The sequence below is a fragment of the Buttiauxella sp. A111 genome (assembly GCF_014189855.1).
Lineage (GTDB): Bacteria > Pseudomonadota > Gammaproteobacteria > Enterobacterales > Enterobacteriaceae > Buttiauxella > Buttiauxella selenatireducens.
In genome coordinates, this window is the sequence record NZ_BJFN01000001.1 from 880668 (window position 1) to 898036 (window position 17369).

Here is a 17369-nt window from a genome sequence, read left to right on the forward strand (position 1 = left end):
GTAAGTGACTGGGGTGTGCAGGTGCGACTAACGCATAAACTACATGGAGAATAACGGGTATATAGCTGAATACTCAATTTCTGTGAGGTTTTCAGACCAGATTCTCTTACTTTGTTGAACCCGATAAACTGGGATATCAACCATTCCTCATCTCAACACTCGGTTCTCTCCGCGCCCGGTAGCAAGATCCATCGCGCTCCCGGACTACCTGCTTGCACATAAACAACAGAAACAGACTAACCCTGGTTGGAATCCGGAGAATTACAGGTATCCTAGCCGATTGTCCTTTATTTCATTTTTTTCGAAATCCCGGAATTATTTTTCTATGCGTACGATGCGTAAACCATTAAGAGTGCCGCTGTTGTTGCTGGCATTGTTGTCTTGTTTGTTGATGACCCCCCTCCTTTCTCAGGCGGAGGAGGCTACTGGGCAATCTGCCACTGAAGAACCGGTTAAGGTTAACGCCAGCACAGCACTGCCTGCACTGCAAAAGCGCCTGGATTCGCTTAAGCAGCGAGTCTCAGCGGCAAAAGCTGACAAACAGTTCACCCTCCTTAATGACGACGCGCAAAAACTGGTCGCTGAAGCGGATAAACTTTCCGTATCTTTAGCCCCACAGTTAGCGCAGGTTCAGGCGCAACTGGATGTCCTGGGCCCTGCTCCGGCACCGGGTACATTGACGGAAACACCGCAGGTCATCAGTCAGCGCAAACAATTGAACAGCAGCAAAGCGTTGCTCACAATGCAGATAGAGCAAGCGAAAGCCATTGTCGTGGGTGCGCAAAACCTTTCATCACAAATTGCCGGGCTGCGTCGTGACGCGTTAAAGACGCAAATCGCACTGAACACCGGCAGTATTCTGGGCGAGAGCTTCTGGTCGCCGGTATTTGACCCAAGCGATAAAGATGCGGCGCGATTCGACGAATTTGGAACACAGGTCAGCGATGCCTGGCATCAGGCCTGGAGCGAAGACTGGCGCGTGGGAAGCACGATTTATCTGCTGCTGGCGTTAGGTATTGGATTATTTGGCCGCCGCGCAATGGACAGGCCATTGAATTGGGTGTTGCCTCGCTGGCTGCCGCAAGGGCGTTTTCGTCGCAGTTTCCTCGCCTGCTTTACCACGTTAAGCACCACGTTGACGCTGGGTATCTGCATGCAGTTGTTGTGTTATACCTTTACCCGCCTGCCCGACACCTCGCAATGGGTGATGGAGTTTGCCGACCAACTGGTCGAGCTCACCTATTTCTCAGCGGTGATTGCCGGTTTGGGTATCGCGTTACTGTCAAATAGCCATCCGTCCTGGCGTCTGCCAGGCATTGCAGACCCGCTTGCGAAAACGCTGTCCTCATTCCCGATTTTGCTGGCAACCTTCATCTTTATCTTTGGCATCATCGAACAGCTTAATGCGTTGGTCGGTGCGAGTATTGCCGCCACGCTTTTTGGCAACGGTCTGGCAGCTTTACTGGTGGCGCTCAATTGCCTGATTGCCCCGATTCGGGTCAACAGGATTCGCCGGAAAATGAGTGCCGAGGGCGAGCAAACCGAGGCTCGATCCACGGTTGCCGGTCTGATCCATCTGGTCATCAGCCTGACCGCATTCGTTATCTTGCTGGCATTGCTGATTGGCTACATTCCGCTGGCGCGCTTCGTCACGTTCGAATTGCTGTGGATTGGCCTGGTTGTTTGCAGCCTGTATCTGCTGATTCATTTCGTGGTGGATCTCTGTGAAACGGTCTTTTCACCTGCCACCCATACCGGGAAAATCCTCAAAAGCACGCTGAGCCTGAATGATCGCCATCTTTCCCTTGCAGCGACGTTGTTCTCCGCGTTGGGGAAAACCAGTCTGTTGTTAATGGCCGCCGTTGCGCTACTTAATGGCACCTTCGGCACCACAACGCCGATGGAATTGCTCATCAAAATTGCGGAGATGTGGGGCGGAAAAGGCCTCGAAGGGATGAATATTATCCCTGCTCACGCAGTCAATTCGGTGTTGTGCCTGGTTATCGGCTGGTATGTATTACGTTCCACACGCCGCTGGTTGGATAACGATTTCCTGCCAAAAACCAATATGGATCGCGGCCTGCGTGCCTCGCTGGTGACGCTGTTTACCAACGTCGGCTACGTGCTGATTATCATGCTGACGCTGTCGATGCTCGGCATTGAATGGAACAAACTGGCCTGGATAGTCAGCGCCTTGTCGGTTGGTATCGGTTTTGGTTTACAGGAGATTGTGAAGAACTTTATCTCCGGGCTGATTCTGTTAACCGAGCGCCCTGTGAAAGTTGGTGATTTGGTGAGTATCAGCGGCGTTGAAGGCGATATCCGCCGCATCAACGTGCGCGCAACTGAGATCCAGTTAGGTGATAAATCCACGGTGATTGTGCCCAATTCACAGCTCATTTCGCAGAACGTGCGTAACGCCACGATGGGTAATGCGCAAGGCGTGGCGACCATCGCCCTGACTTTCCCACTCGATATCGATCCTGAGCAAGTGCGCAATTTGCTGCTTGAAGCCTATAAGTTGCATGAATCAATTCTGGAGAACCCACCGCCGTCAGTCAGCTTTAAAGAGCTGGGGCCAAGCGGGATTGTGCTGAGTGTCACCGGCTATGTGAATAGCCCGCGTATGGTCAGCTCGACGCGTAGCGATCTGCTTTATGAGATCCTTAAAATGCTGCGCGCTGCGGAGATCAGCCTGAGCCAGACACAAACGATGGTCCTGGAACAACCCGTAAGTAAACTCACTACTCAAGAGTAAGAGACTCGCCGCAATCCTCGAAACGGGTTGCGGCTTCTCAACCTGAACGGTTGAAAGCAGCACAATCCATTTGTACCCATCCCACTATTTAAGACTTTTTACCCATTCAACTCATTCACGGATTTGATATAAGTCAATATCAGTCCAGGCACACGGCAGCATTATCTCGCCCCTGTAATAGCCCACTTCTCATCGTCACTACGGTGAGGTTTGGGAAAGATAACGATAAGAGAGTTAATGATGAACAAACTGAAAACAATCGCGCTGGTTCTGGGTTTTGTCGCCTTTTCCGCCAGTGCTGCACTACCGCTGTTTAACGGCAAAGGTCACCCAGGCGATGTGCATATCGATCAGAACGGCCCGGTGTATCTGAACGGTAAAGAGATGAAGCTCAAGAAAATCAATGACAACTTCTATGAAGCCACAGGCCAGGGTGTGGTGTTGTCTATCGCTATCATGCCAGACGGCACCCCATCAGTAAGCTGGACTGGTAAAAACCGTGCTCACGGTGAGATCACGCCAGCCAACCAGGCCGCAGCCACCAAAGGCCCATCGGGTCGTGACCTGGATTGCAGTCGCCCAGATTTGACCAACGCAGAAATGAAAGCCTGCCAATAAAAAAAACCGGTCACGGAGGACCGGCTTTTAGCACATCTCAAATTACGACAACAATTCAATCGGCTCGTCGTTACCGCGAGCACGCCACAACACAAACCAGCGTTGAATCGACGCAACCATAATCACCAGCCCAAGCGCGACCATCACAATCGAAATCGTACCGTTGAAGATGTTGAAACCTTTAGCGGCGCTATTGAAGTAGACGTTTTTAACCATCCAGTACGCGGCATAGTTTACCGTCACGTACAGATACGCCAGCGGAACCAGGCAGGTCAGTGCATACCAGCGTTTTTCCGACATGCGCAGAATAATGGTTGTCCCGATCATCAGGCCGATGGAGGCCATCAGTTGGTTAGATACCCCAAACAGCGCCCACACGGAGTTGATATCGCCGGAGTTCAACAGGTAACCCCACAGCACACAGGCCACGATGCTGCAACCAATTGCGCCAGGCATCCAGTTGGTGCGTTTCAGTGGAGCCCAGATATCGCCGAGGAAATCTTGCAGCAAATAGCGCGCAACGCGGGTACCGGAATCCACTGCGGTCAGGATAAACACTGCTTCGAACATGATGACGAACTGGAAGAAGTAAGAGGCTAAATGGCTAAACCATGGGATACGCGTGAAGATATCTGCCATCCCCACCGCCAGGGTTACCGCCCCACCGGTACGTCCGTATAAATCCAGGCCGATAGATTCGCTAAGTTGTGGCAGATTGACCACGTCCATGCCAAGGCCCGCAAAGACTTCAGGCGTCGCGTTAATGGCGAAGTAATCCGCTGGATGCAGTGCTGTCGCCGCGATTAATGCCATCACACCCACGACGCATTCAGCAAGCATCGCACCGAAAGCAACCGGCAGAATATCGTTCCATTTATCAATTTGCTTCGGCGTAGTGCCGGAACCGATAAACGCATGGAAACCAGAGATTGCACCACAAGCAATGGTGATAGAGATAAATGGCCAAACCGGACCAGCCAGCACGGGGCCGTTACCATGGATAAACTGGGTCACTGCCGGGAACTGGATTTCCGGGTTAATGAACACCACGCCAATCACCAGCGCACCGAAGACGCCAATTTTCATAAAGCTGGAGAGGTATCCACGCGGCGTAAGCAGCATCCACACCGGCAGCGCGGTGGCAAAGAACGCATAGAACGGCAGCACCAGGCTAACCGTAGAAGCACGGAAGCTCAGCCATTCACCGAATGCAGACTCCTGAATATAAGGCCCTGCAATCACGCAGCCGAAAATGACGATAATGCCCACCCAGGTGGCACCACGCATGCTGCCAGTGAAGCGCTCCCACAGACCGACGCAAATCGCCACAGGGATGGTCATAAACACCGCGAATGTACCCCACGGGTTACGTTCCAGCGCGTGAACCACCACCATCGACAAACCCGCCATGGTAATGGTGATGATGAACAACATCGCAAGGCCAGTACACCAGCCAGCCACTGGCCCAAGCTCCGCTTTTGCCACTTCTGAGAGTGACTTACCACGGTGTTTCATGGAGGCGAAAAGTACCACGGTATCGTGTACCGCACCGCCCACTACGCAGCCAATTAATAGCCATAAGAAGCTTGGCAGATAACCGTATTGTGCTGCCAGAACCGGGCCAACCAACGGGCCTGCGGCTGCAATGGCGGCAAAGTGGCTGCCGAAGTTAACCCATTTTTTTGTCGGGACGTAATCTTTGCCGTCCTCAAGAATATGTGACGGTGTGATTTCTGAGTCATCAGCATTCAAGACTTTACGGACGAAAAACACCCCGTAAAGGCGATAGCAGATAGCCAGAATACACAGGGTCGCGATAACAAAAGTTAGTGCGTGTTGCATAACCCACTCCAGTGCCATAGATAAAAAGATCATGGATATGCTGGCATAGGTTTGAGACGCAATAGACGGGCGTTTGAGTGAGCGGTCAAATCACGAGTTAAGCGGTTGGATTTGGGGAATGAGTGGTTTTGGGGAGGATAATTCCTGACTGTTCCCTCTCCTGAGGGAGAGGGTTAGGGTGAGGGCTATCTTTAGCATCGGATCGCCCTCATCCCAACCTTCTCCCCCAGGAGAAGGAGAAGACCGGAACACCCTTCCTTTCAATGCGTTTTACTTCTCCGAACGCAGTGCCTTCACCTGTTCAGCCGTCACATCGCCAGGCAATCCACCCCAGGTCACGCGCAGGTAGTTCACCAGTTCGGCAACTTGCTCATCGTTCAGGCGGGAGCCGAAGCCAGGCATACTTTGCATGCTTTCCCCGTTCGGGAAATTCTGCGCAGGGAGGCCGTCAAGCACCGAGACAATCAGGTTTTTGGCATCAGGCTGGCGCAGCGTCGCATTGTTAAGCATCGAAACCGCGACGTGCGGCTTGCCCTCGCCTTCACGCGCGTGGCAACCGGCGCACTGGTCGAGATAAGTCATGCGCCCTGCTTCGTTTCCTTTGCCCAGAGGCGCCGGAACCGCAGCCGGAGGCGCTTCCCCCATCAGATACGTCGCCATCGCTTTTTGATCGGCAGGCGTCAGGTGCTGCGTGCTGAGGTCAACCACCATGTGCATTTCGCTAAATGCGCTGCCTTGTGGCGCAAAACCGGTGCTGAGGAATTGCTGCACATCCTGCGGCGTCCAGCCACGTTGGGCTAACGCTTTTGGCGTAATATCAGGTGCCATAAAGCGCCCTAACTCACCGCCCTGCATCGCTTTATCCAGCTTCATTTGGCCCAGCAATCCGCGCTCGGTATGGCATTCGCCACAGTGCCCAAGCACATCGGCCAGATAACGGCCACGATGCCAGTCTGCTGAATTACCTGCTGAAATCGCCGGTAGTGGATCCTTGCTATGGAACAAGATATTCCAGCCAATCAGCGCGATACGCTGGTTGAACGGGAAGCTCATTTCATTATCTGGCGTCGCCACATCAACGGCTGGGCGCGTCATCATGTAAGCATAAATATCGTCGGAATCCTGACGCGAGATGTTTTTATATGAGGTGTAAGGCATCGCCGGGAATAGGTGACGCCCGGTTGGGGTCACGCCTTCGGTCAGCGCTTTATAGAAATCATCTTTCGTCCAGCGGCCAATACCGTAATCCGCTGAAGGCGTCAGGTTGCTGCCGTAAATGGTGCCGTAAGGGGATTCCAGAGGAAAGCCACCCGCCAGCGGCGCGCCGCCAGAAGCGGTGTGACAAGCCGCGCAGTCAGCGGCTTTCGCAAGGTAACTACCCCGCTCGATTTGCGCAGAGCTTGCCGTCACTTTCTGTACCGGACCATCGTACGTGCGGTATTCCCGCCAATAAAGAATCGCTACGATAATGACGATAATCGCCAGAACAATGAGCGCGAGACGCTTTTTCATTTCACCGCCTCCTTCACCAGTCCCGGCGTTTTCAGCACCACGTCGCGCACGGCTTCGTAGTAACGCACGTATCCGGTACAGCGGCAGATGTGGTTTTCCAGCGCGGTTGAAATCGCCTCTTCCAGTTGGTCACGTTCGATAGGTTCGCGCTTGAGTTTTTCGACGAAAATCGTCGCGGCATTCACAAAACCCGGTGTGCAGTAGCCGCACTGGAAGCTGTAATGGTCGAGGAACGATTGTTGAATCGGCGAAAGTTCAACGACTTCGCCCTGCTCATCGACTTTGGCGTGGCCTTCAACGGTGCGGACTTTTTTGCCGTCAAAGAAATGGGCACCCGTAATGCAGGTACGCACTTCTTCGCTGGTGCCGCTTGGGTTATCAACAATCGCCACACACGCGTGGCAAATGCCCTGCCCGCAACCCAGACGTGAGCCGGTCAAATAGACATATTCGTGCAGGAAATCGATCATCATCAACCCTTCCGGCACATCAATCGGGCCGTATGGTTTGTTGTTGATGGTCAGGGTCATTGGTTTAGTTTTGATGCTCATGGTAATACCTCACGAATATTTTCAGCACGGACGGGCAAATCACGGAAACGGTGGCCGGTTGCGTCAGCAATCGCGTTAACCAACGCGGCGACGACCGGGATCATGACGACTTCAGCCATACCTTTTGGCGGGTCGGTTTCCGAAAGCGCAGGCAGCACATCGCCAGTCTGTTTCCAGACAGCAACGTCACTGGCACGCGGCATGTGATAACGGTTGAAGTTCCATGTGCCGTTACCTGGTCCGTCTTCATACAGAGGTAAATATTCGTGTAGCGCGTGGCCGATACCCATCGCCAGCCCGCCCTGCAACTGCCCGGAAACCAGTTCCGGTACGATTAAGTTGCCGCACTCCATAATGGAGTGGTGATTCAACAGTTCGACTTCGCCAGTCGCCAGGCTCACTGCCACTTCTGCCAGCGTGCCGACGGCGCTGTAATAGGTTACCGATGCGTTATTACGCTGCGTTGGTGGGTAATACACGTTGGTGCGCGCAAGCGGGGTAAATTCGCCGCTGCCGTTACGCACCGCCAGGGCATCAATCGGCAGGCGTTTGTTTTGTTGGTTGAGCATGAAATCAGCTTCAGCCCACTGCCAGCGGTTAAATACGTGCACGACAGCACCCGTCATCAGGCCCATTTCATGCGCTTTTTTCGCCAACAGCTCAAGGCTTAAAATTTCCATTCCGGCAGCGGTTAACCCGCCTTCAACCCAACGGGCGTCTTCGATGCGCACAACCAATGGTGCAGCCTGACCGCCGCCAATACCGGTGGTCCAGATAGACATCGCCGCAGGCCACAAGCCGTGTTCAAACACCAAACGTGCTGCTTCGCGCGTGCTATGAGAGAAGTAATAGGCGGAGTTACTGGCGCTGGAAGGCGAGCAATAAGACGGAGACCAGGAAGGATTAGCCGCCAGTTTGTCTTGTTCTTCCTGCGACATAATGTACGGATCACCGCTGGTGACTACCGGGAGTGATGTCCAGTCGGTCACTGAAAAATGCGATTCGTCAGCTGGTTTACCCAACCACTGCGCACACAATACCGATTGCGACGTTGACATCCCGGTGCCCATTTCTGCGCCGCTGTGGTGTAAACTAATACGGCCTTCAGCGCTGACTTCCACCCGCGCAAACGAGGTTTCTGCCCCTGTACCAAAGTCTTTTTGCACGCAACCGAAGCCCACACCAAAGCGTTTGCCCGGGTTTTTCATTTCAAACTCGGCTTTACGTTCAGCACGCTTCAGCCACATGTCATGTTTTGCGGCTTTTGCCAGCACTTCATCTACACGAATCGCCCCCGCAGGGATCGCACCCTGAGTGTTTTTCATGCCAGATTTCAGCGCGTTGCGCATGCGGAATTCAATCGGGTCGATATTCAGTTCAGCAGCAAGTTCATCGACCATCATTTCGGTGGCCGCCATACTTTGCAACGTGCCGTAGCCACGAGCGGAACCGGCATCAATGGCGCGAGAGGCCACACCCACCGCCGACAAATCACTTTTCGGGAAGTAATAAATGGATTGCGCAGCCGTTGCGCCGACCATCGCTACAGACGGCGTAAAGTTGCTGCGCCCGCCCCCGTTGGCCGTCATGTCACCCAGGAACGACTGCATGATGCCGGTCTTTTTGTTCACCGCGATGGTGTAATTCATGTCAAAGGCGTGACGTTTGAGTGAGCTCTGGAACTGCTCGTAACGGTCGTTGGCCAGGCGCACCGGATGCCCGTCGCCATACATCGCCGCCACTGCGCCGTAATACGGGAAGTTGTAATGGTCTTTGGAACCATAACCGACGGTGTAACACGGATGCAGTATCAGCTGTTTGACCGGCTGAGTGCGTTTTGCCAACATCGGCGGCATGTTTTCAGCAACTTCCTGCGGGGACTGCGTTGGCGCCACCAGATGCAGAGTTTGCGTGGATTCATCAAACCAGCCGTTGGCGTTATCTGGCTCAAGGGCCGCGGTATCAATAGATTGAGTGGTGTAACGACGTGACATCACCAGCCAGTCTTCCGGCGGGCTCTTCAGCTCGTCGGCGATCATGCCCGCGTAATACATGCCTTCTTCATCCAGCTTGCCGCCTTCACGCCCTTCCGGCCAGACCGGCAAATGCTTTCTCATTGATGTAGGGAAAATCGGCATATCTTTCAGGCTGGAGAATTTGTCGTCGTCCTGGGAAGTTGCGCCGCCGACACGCACGAAGCGGAAGGTTCCCCACGGATCGCGCTCAAGCGGCCCGGTTTCAGCGCCATACTGGATAACTTCGTCTTTGAATTTCAGTTTGTCTTTGGCAAAACGGAAGCGTGCAAAATCATGGTAAATCAGAATAGCGACAGCCTGGCCGAGATACGCCGGGGTTTTGCCTGTTGGCAGCAGCATGTCTTCACCGTAAAACGCCGGGAATGCCAGGCCATCACGCGCCAAATCTTCAGCTGTCACCAGACGGTCAGGTTTCAGGTCATCCCCGAGTAAGGAGAGATCAATACCGCTGAACAACCTGTCCGCTTTGGTGGTGCGCAAAATAAAGGCGTGCGCTTGTTTTTGCGGCCAGTGCGGCATATCGACAGCACGGATATCACGCGCAAAGACTTTCTGCCCCATGACTTTCGAGCGGCCATCAATACGGAAGCGGACGCGTTTGTTTTTAGCATCCCACTCTGGAGACTGGAGGATTTTTTGTTCGAATAGCGCGGCATAGGCACGGCTATAAAGAGGAGCAAGATAGACTGCGACCCCTGCGACCACAGCGCGCTTAATAAAGAGGCGCCGTGATGGATTGAAATTGCTCATAAAACATCCCGTTAAAAATTATTATTGTCTTTTTTTTGAACTACCTGGAGTGTTTTTAATACATCTCCGTAGTGATTATAAGTATATGCATTTAAGGTAAATCATGTGAGAATTAACATCTCATTTTCATAAAAAAAACATTGTTGCGCAAATAATAACTCCCTCAGCGCAACAAAAAAGTATCGAGGAATCAGTCTTGAGCATGAAGCCGGGCATTATCATCGCCGCCGCTGGGCGTGCAGAACGCTATCGAAAAGCGGGTGGAAAAGGCAACAAACTCGATGCGTTGCTCAACGATGACAGCGTGTTTGCGCAAACATTGCGCCATGCGCGGGCCTCAGATCTTGCGGTTCACGTGGTGACTCGGCCGGAAAACATTCAAATTCAAGCGTTGTGCAGCGCACAACAGGTTCCCGTTACGCTTATCGAGAGCAGCGGCTTAGGTGAGTCAATTGCCGCAGGTGTTGGCGCAACGCCTCACTGGGATGGCTGGTTGATTCATCTGGCGGATATGCCGTTTGTCACACCTACGGTCTTTGTCGAGGTGGCGCAGGCTCTGGCGTTTCACCCGTTGGTACGTCCTTGCGCAAACGCGCAGCCGGGCCATCCGGTGGGTTTTTCCCACGTCTGGTTTAGTAAGCTTTGTCAGTTAACCGGCGATAATGGCGCGCGTGAGTTACTACGCGGTGAAAACATGCATTTCATCAATGTTAGCGATGTCGAATCACAGCGTGACATCGACCTTCCTTCACAGCTGACTCAACAGAATGAGAAAAATCATGCAGCATCTTGATATCAGTGTGATTCGCAAGGCTTGCGCCTGGCTTGCCGAACAACCGGTCTGGCTTTGTACGGTCTTAAATACCTACGGTTCATCGCCCCGTTCACCTGGCGCATTGATGGTTGCAACCGCCGATGGGCGTTTTTGCGGCTCGCTTTCCGGTGGCTGCGTGGAAGAGGATTTTTTGCAGCGTATTGCGCAGGGTGAGTATCAGCAAGCCAGCCAGATTGTGCGTTATGGCGAAGGCGGGCTGGAACCGGGTATCGCGCTGCCGTGCGGTGGCGTTCTGGATATTCTGGTTGAATATCTGCCAGCCACAGTCGGTAATGTGCAGTATCTCGAAAAAATGGCTGACGCACTGACGGGCCATTTTGCATTGCAAAAATGCCTCACCCTTCCCGACCCTTGCCGCCATCTTGAAGTCACCGAATTTGCCGATATCACTCAGGTAGAACGCCACGGGCAACAGGTTACAGTGCACGTTGCCGCCGCCCCGCGCCTGCTGATTGCCGGGCTGTCGAGCGTGGCGTTGTACTGCGCTGAGTTTGCCAGTTCGTTGGGTTTCGAAGTGTTGGTTTGCGAGAATCGCCCGGAGGCACTCGAGAATTTCGCCGCCTCTCTAAAATCTGACATTACGCTGCTCAAACAATTTCCGGCGAACTATCTCGAACAGCACGCTTGCCACGCCAACACGGCGATTGTCGCGCTCACGCACGATCCACGTATGGATGATCTGACGATGATGGAAGCGGTGAATACGCCCGCGTTTTACATTGGCGCGATGGGGTCGCAGAAGAACAGTGCGCGCAGGTTGGAACGTTTGCAGAACATTGCGGAATTGAACCCGACTCAGCTTCAACGCATTCACGCGCCGATCGGTTTGCCATTAGGCAGTAAGACACCGGCAGAAATTGCCCTGGCGGTGATGGCGGATATCGTGAAGAGGAAAAACGAAGCGCGGGGATGATTTATGGCGGGCTGCGCATTGCGCTTACCCGCCCAACGATCACTTTGGTTTTTTCTCAACGTGAACACGAGCCGTTAACCCACGCAGGAAATAGCGCAGGAACTGGTCGCCACATTCGCGGAAGTTTTTGTTCTCAGGTGCACGCATCATCGCGGTGATTTCTGGCATTGAAATGCGGAATTCTTGAGTCGTCAGAATTTCAAGTACGTCATCAGTTTTCAAATCAAACGCAATACGCAGCTTTTTCAGGATGATGTTATTGGTCATCTTGCGTTCAATTTTTGGTGCTGGCTTGCTTTCATCCTTACCGCGTTTGAAGTAAATCAAACCGTTAAGGAAGTTTGCCATCAGAATATCCGGGCAAAGTTTGAAGTTCTCTTCGTCTTCTTTTTTCGTCCAGGTGACGATCTGCTCAGCAGTCACGGCAGTGTCGGTCAGGGCGAAGATCTTCACCATATCGTCATTGCCCAAATTCAGCATGTAGCGCACGCTGCGTAATACGTCGTTATTCATCATAGTGGTGATTCTCTCGTTCTAAATCTTGAAAGCGGGGAGTATATAGCGTTCTGAAGCCGTGCGCAGATTTAGTAATGAAGACGGCATTGAAAAATAGTGAGGTATTCGTCACTGACGCTATAGACCAGACGATCCGCGTCATTTATGCGCCTGGACCACAGACCACTCAGGTTTTCACGTAAAGGTTCCGGTTTCCCCAGGCCTTCAAATGGAGAGCGCCTGGCATCTTCAATAAGTTTATTAATACGTTTTAACGTTTTTTTATCCTGCATTTGCCACCAGAGATAATCATCCCAGGCGTGATCTGTCCATGTGAGTAACCTATTCGTCGTCTTCATCAATAATCTCTCTCCGTGAGATTTTTCCTGCCTGGACCTGGGCCATTGATTCCATCAGGCGCGTTGCATTCGCCGGCGAGCTAAGCAAATGAACGGTTTCCATCAAGGAGTTGTAGTAATCCAGTGACATCACCACGGCGTCTTCTGCATCCCGGCGCGTGATAACCGTAATGTCGGCATTATCCACGACTTCATCAAGAACGGTTTTGAGTCGATTGCGTGCTTCTGAAAATGTAATAACCTGCATAACCACTCCACTTGTGCTATTTACGGTACAAGTATAGGGCAACTACTGGATAAAAACTACACCGCTTTCAGCCCCAGCGCCTCTTTCAAACTCTTTAAATAACGACGGCTGACCGGAACGAACTGTCCGTCGCGTAGCATCAATTCTGCCTGGCCACCCTCTTCAAAGCGGATCTCTTTGAGATGCGCCATATTCACCAGATATTGCCGATGACAGCGCACCAGCGGCGTGCGGCTTTCCAGCGTGCGCAACGTCAGTTCAGTAAACCCTTCAGCACCCTGCGCGTTGGTAACATACACGCCGCTCATCCGGCTACTGGCAAACATCACGTCGTCCATTTGCAGCAGGTAAATTCGGCTCTGCCCGGTACAAGGGATAAATTTGAGATCTTCCTGGTTCGGCGTCAGCAACGTCATGTCCTGATCGACGCGTTCATGGCGTAAGCGATGCAACGTTTTCTCCAGACGTTTGCTATCAATGGGTTTGAGCAAATAATCAAACGCGTGTTCTTCAAATGCCCGCACCGCGTACTCGTCGAAAGCCGTAAGAAACACAATGTAGGGCCGCTGCTCAGGATCAAGCATGCTCGCCATTTCAAGTCCGCTGATGCGTGGCATCTGAATATCCGCAAACACCACGTCAGGGTGCAAACGATGCACCGCGCCAATCGCCTCGACCGCGTTACCACACTCCCCCACAATTTCAATGTCAGGCTCGTTTTGCAGCATGATGCGCAGGTTTTCACGCGCCAGCGGCTCGTCATCGACAATCAGCACTTTTAACATGGGGTTTCCTCCAGAGGTAAACGTAGGGTAATGCGGGTAAATCGGTCGGTCTCAAAATCCACTTTAATACCGCAATCATCGCCGTAGCGGGCACGCAGGCGCTTATCCACCAGGCTCATGCCCAACCCGCTGGCTTGGGTGTTTGGTTGGTATAAACCGGCATTGTCTTCAATAGAAAGATGCAAATATTCACCCGCCTGGCAGGCGTTAATCGTGATTTCGCCGACGCCCAGCAATTGTGACGTGCCGTGTTTAATCGCATTTTCGACAATGGGCTGCAAAGTGAAAGCCGGTAATCGTATCTGTGCCAGCGACGGTGGCACATTAAGTTGCACTTTTAAGCGGGTCTGAAAACGCGCCTGTTCGATTTGCAGATAGGCGTTCACATGCTCGACTTCATCGGCAAGCGTCACTATCTCGCTTGGGCGTTTTAAGTTTTTACGGAAGAAGGTCGAGAGATATTGCACCAACTGACACGCCTGTTCGTTATCCCGGCGGATAACGGCCACCAGCGTATTCAGGGCGTTAAATAAGAAATGCGGATTGACCTGCGCGTGCAGCAGTTTGATTTCTGACTGCGTCAGCATCTGTTTTTGCCGCTCATACTGCCCCGCTAAAATCTGCGCGGATAACAGTTGCGCGATGCCTTCGCCGAGGGTGCGATTTATCGAACTGAACAGGCGGTTTTTCGCCTCATACAGTTTAATGGTGCCAATCACACGGCTGTTTTCGCCGTACAGCGGGATAACCAGGGTCGAACCAAGTTTGCAGTGGGGATGCAGCGAGCAGCGGTATGGCACTTCATTACCATCGGCATAAACCACTTCGCCGCGCTCGATGGCCTGCCAGGTGTAATCAGAAGAAATGGGACGGCCGGGTAAATGGTGATCGGCACCGATACCGGTAAACGCCAGCAGCTTTTCATTATCGGTGATAGCGACCGCACCGATATCCAGTTCATGATGCAGCACCTGAGCCACTTTCATGCTGTTTTCCTGGTTAAAGCCCTGGCGCAAAATCCCTTCGGTGGACGCGGCGACTTTCAGTGCCGTAGCCGAAAATGCCGACGTGTACTTTTCAAGCATCGCGCGTTTGTCGAGCAAAATACGCATGAATAGCGCGGCCCCCACCGTGTTGGTGACGACCATTGGCGCAGCAATGCTTTTCACTAAATGCAGGGCGTCAGCAAATGGGCGCGCAATCAGCAGAATAATGCCCATCTGGAAGATCTCTGCCACCAGCGTAATGCCACCTGCTGTCAGCGGATTAAACAATAGATCGCTTCGCCCACGGCGAATGAGTAAGCGGTGTAACAACCCGCCGAGCAGCCCTTCAACAATGGTTGAAAACATGCAGCTCAATGCGGTCATGCCGCCCATTGAATAACGGTGCAGCCCGCCCGTAAGCCCGACCAGACCGCCAACCAGCGGCCCACCGAGCAACCCGCCCATAACCGCCCCAATGGCGCGCGTGTTGGCGATGGAGTCGTCAATGTGCAGGCCAAAATAGGTGCCCATGATGCAGAAGATGGAGAATGTGACGTAGCACAATAGCTTGTGAGGTAACCGGACTGTGACCTGCATCAGCGGGATAAACAGCCGTGTTTTACTCATCAACCAGGCGATAACCAGATAGACGCACATCTGCTGAAGCAGCAGTAACACCAGATTAAATTCGTACATTGCGTCTGCCGTTGAATAATAATGGGCGCGTAACATACAACGATGCGTGATAACTTTCTTTGAAGGGTTTCAATAATTTTTGATTTGGATTTCACAATCAGATATTTCATCGCATTTTTGACCATGGAGACAGGCAATTTGTTGATTCGATCTTTTGAAGAACACGATCGTCTGCCGTTGCGCGACCTCTATTTACAAACACGTCTACACGCCTGGACATGGCTGGATAGCAGCGCATGGCGGCCAGAGGATTTCGATAGCGTCACGAAGGATGAGCAAATCTGGGTGGCAGAAGAGGATGGTGAACTATTGGGATTTGCCTCGGTGTGGGTGGTTGATGATTTCCTGCATAGCTTGTATGTGGCCCCCGCTCACCAGGGAAAAAGAGTCGGCAAAGCGTTGCTGGAGAAGGTTCAAGCAGAGTTTGTCTCCCACGGAACATTGAAATGTCTGGTGAAAAACGTGTCTGCGTTTGAATTTTATCAACGCCACGGCTGGTTGGTTGAATCGCGTGGGGATAGCGAGGATGGGGAGTATTATTTGATGGGGTTTGGGGGGTAAATCGCCCTCACCCTGGCCCTCTCCCGCAGGAGAGGGAATAGTTCAGCTATCTTCTGTACTGAGAGAGGGAACAGTTCTGTTATCTCCTCTACTGAGAGAAGGAACAGTTCTGTTATCTCCTTCTCCCTCAGGGAGAAGGCCGGGATGAGGGGCAATCCAAATCAAACAGCCCTAAACGCAATATCCGCCGGAATCACTTCACCTTGCCAGTAAAGCGTGGACGCAACGCTTCCTGCCAGCTGGCGATAAACCGCAGTGAATTCGCTTTCCGGGCGGCTGACCACGGTCGGCTTACCGGCATCAAGATCTTCACGCAGCGTAATGTGCAGCGGCATCTGCCCAAGCAGTTTGGTGTGGTACTGGTCCGCCAGTTTCTGCGCGCCACCGGTGCCAAAAATCGCTTCATGATGACCGCAATTGCTACAAACGTGCATGCTCATGTTCTCAACGATGCCCAGTACCGGCACATCGACTTTTTCAAACATCACAATGCCTTTGCGTGCATCAATTAGCGCAATATCCTGCGGGGTGGTGACTACCACAGCGCCGGTTACCGGGATGTTTTGTGCAAGCGTCAACTGAATGTCGCCTGTACCCGGTGGCATATCCAGTACCAGGTAATCGAGATCCGGCCACATCGTTTCCTGCAACATTTGCATCAGCGCTTTGCTGGCCATCGGCCCGCGCCACACCATGGCATTTTCATCAGTGACCAAATAACCAATGGAATTCGTTGCCAGGCCGTGCGCCATGATAGGCGTCATGTGCGTGCCGTCTGGTGAGGTTGGACGTTCGTGTTCAGCACCCAGCATAGTAGGAATGGATGGACCATAAATATCCGCATCCAGAATCCCGACTTTTGCCCCTTCGGCGATCAGCGCCAGCGCCAGATTCACCGCAGTACTCGACTTCCCGACTCCGCCCTTGCCAGAACTGACGGCGATAATATTCTTCACGCCGTTAATGCCAGGATGGTTTTTCACACGCTTTAACGTGGCGATATTGTGGCTCAGCTTCCAGTCCACCGCTTTCGCACCGGTAATACGCAATAAATCTGAGCTGCATTGCTCTTGCAAAGCCTCAAAACCACTGCGCCAGGCAAACGGCATCAACAACTCGACGTGCAGAGTGTCATCGAGCATCGCAACGTGATGCAGGGCCTTTAAGGCGGTCAGATTATGTTTGAGGGTTGGGTGCTGAAAATTAGCCAGTGTCCCTGCGACCATAGCACGTAGCTGCTCGGGGGATTTGCTTGCCTGGGATTGAGAGTTCATCCCGACTCCTTATTTTTTTGTCGGACATTGCAGTGTGTTAAGCATACCAGAAGATACCCGTCATACTTCAAGTTGCATGTGCGTTGGCTGCGTTTGCTCACCCAGGTCACTGACTTTAGTCAGCTCCCAGGGACTCACAAACTTGCCGCCT

Annotated in this window: 15 protein-coding genes; 5 read left to right on the top strand and 10 right to left on the bottom strand. The window is 52.7% G+C overall.

Translation table 11 applies throughout. The features are described from left to right. Positions 1–334 precede the first annotated feature (334 nt). Positions 335–2758, top strand: a complete 2424-nt coding sequence (locus BSPA111_RS03955; protein ID WP_183270288.1) for a DUF3772 domain-containing protein — start codon at positions 335–337, stop codon at positions 2756–2758. A 237-nt stretch (positions 2759–2995) separates the two neighbouring features. Next, the gene (locus BSPA111_RS03960) at positions 2996–3376 is read left to right on the top strand and encodes a hypothetical protein (protein ID WP_221200554.1); all 381 of its coding nucleotides are present in this window, start codon (positions 2996–2998) and stop codon (positions 3374–3376) included. A gap of 42 nt (positions 3377–3418) precedes the next feature. Here BSPA111_RS03960 and BSPA111_RS03965 read toward each other — a convergent pair whose 3' ends face one another. From BSPA111_RS03965 to BSPA111_RS03980, 4 genes are all read right to left on the bottom strand, one after another. After that, the gene (locus BSPA111_RS03965; protein ID WP_183269880.1) at positions 3419–5218 is read right to left on the bottom strand and encodes a carbon starvation protein A; all 1800 of its coding nucleotides are present in this window, start codon (positions 5216–5218) and stop codon (positions 3419–3421) included. Between the two features lie 270 nt (positions 5219–5488). Next, positions 5489–6730: a cytochrome c gene (locus BSPA111_RS03970; protein ID WP_183269881.1), complete on the bottom strand. Its 1242-nt coding sequence runs from the start codon at positions 6728–6730 to the stop codon at positions 5489–5491. Continuing rightward, a complete protein-coding gene (locus tag BSPA111_RS03975) occupies positions 6727–7281 on the bottom strand; it encodes a (2Fe-2S)-binding protein (RefSeq protein ID WP_183269882.1) in 555 nt (184 codons plus the stop codon). The genes BSPA111_RS03970 and BSPA111_RS03975 overlap by 4 nt, the downstream gene beginning before the upstream one ends. Then, positions 7278–10067: a xanthine dehydrogenase family protein molybdopterin-binding subunit gene (locus BSPA111_RS03980; protein ID WP_183269883.1), complete on the bottom strand. Its 2790-nt coding sequence runs from the start codon at positions 10065–10067 to the stop codon at positions 7278–7280. Before BSPA111_RS03980 ends, BSPA111_RS03975 begins: the two co-directional genes overlap by 4 nt. Positions 10068–10269: 202 nt before the next feature. Between BSPA111_RS03980 and BSPA111_RS03985 the strand changes: the two genes are divergently transcribed. After that, the gene (locus BSPA111_RS03985) at positions 10270–10860 is read left to right on the top strand and encodes an NTP transferase domain-containing protein (RefSeq protein WP_183270289.1); all 591 of its coding nucleotides are present in this window, start codon (positions 10270–10272) and stop codon (positions 10858–10860) included. Next, complete coding sequence (locus BSPA111_RS03990; protein ID WP_183269884.1) at positions 10847–11815, top strand: XdhC family protein; 969 nt, start codon at positions 10847–10849, stop codon at positions 11813–11815. Before BSPA111_RS03985 ends, BSPA111_RS03990 begins: the two co-directional genes overlap by 14 nt. A gap of 39 nt (positions 11816–11854) precedes the next feature. On the opposite strand, the gene BSPA111_RS03995 is transcribed toward BSPA111_RS03990, so the two are convergent. The 5 genes from BSPA111_RS03995 to BSPA111_RS04015 form a co-directional block, all read right to left on the bottom strand. Beyond that, on the bottom strand, positions 11855–12331 hold the full coding sequence (locus BSPA111_RS03995; protein ID WP_183269885.1) for a DUF1456 family protein: 477 nt from the start codon (positions 12329–12331) through the stop codon (positions 11855–11857). A 68-nt stretch (positions 12332–12399) separates the two neighbouring features. Further along, complete coding sequence (locus BSPA111_RS04000; RefSeq protein WP_183269886.1) at positions 12400–12669, bottom strand: Txe/YoeB family addiction module toxin; 270 nt, start codon at positions 12667–12669, stop codon at positions 12400–12402. Continuing rightward, on the bottom strand, positions 12653–12916 hold the full coding sequence (locus tag BSPA111_RS04005) for a type II toxin-antitoxin system Phd/YefM family antitoxin (protein ID WP_183269887.1): 264 nt from the start codon (positions 12914–12916) through the stop codon (positions 12653–12655). The genes BSPA111_RS04000 and BSPA111_RS04005 overlap by 17 nt, the downstream gene beginning before the upstream one ends. Positions 12917–12972: 56 nt before the next feature. After that, complete coding sequence (gene btsR / locus BSPA111_RS04010; RefSeq protein WP_183269888.1) at positions 12973–13701, bottom strand: two-component system response regulator BtsR; 729 nt, start codon at positions 13699–13701, stop codon at positions 12973–12975. Then, positions 13695–15383, bottom strand: coding sequence for a sensor histidine kinase (locus BSPA111_RS04015; protein WP_183269889.1), 1689 nt, complete (start codon positions 15381–15383; stop codon positions 13695–13697). The genes btsR and BSPA111_RS04015 overlap by 7 nt, the downstream gene beginning before the upstream one ends. 138 nt (positions 15384–15521) lie before the next feature. Here BSPA111_RS04015 and BSPA111_RS04020 point away from each other — a divergent pair, with 138 nt between their 5' ends. After that, positions 15522–15944: a GNAT family N-acetyltransferase gene (locus BSPA111_RS04020; protein ID WP_373925615.1), complete on the top strand. Its 423-nt coding sequence runs from the start codon at positions 15522–15524 to the stop codon at positions 15942–15944. A 161-nt stretch (positions 15945–16105) separates the two neighbouring features. Here BSPA111_RS04020 and apbC read toward each other — a convergent pair whose 3' ends face one another. After that, positions 16106–17218: an iron-sulfur cluster carrier protein ApbC gene (apbC, locus tag BSPA111_RS04025; protein ID WP_183269891.1), complete on the bottom strand. Its 1113-nt coding sequence runs from the start codon at positions 17216–17218 to the stop codon at positions 16106–16108. Between the last annotated feature and the right edge of the window lie 151 nt (positions 17219–17369).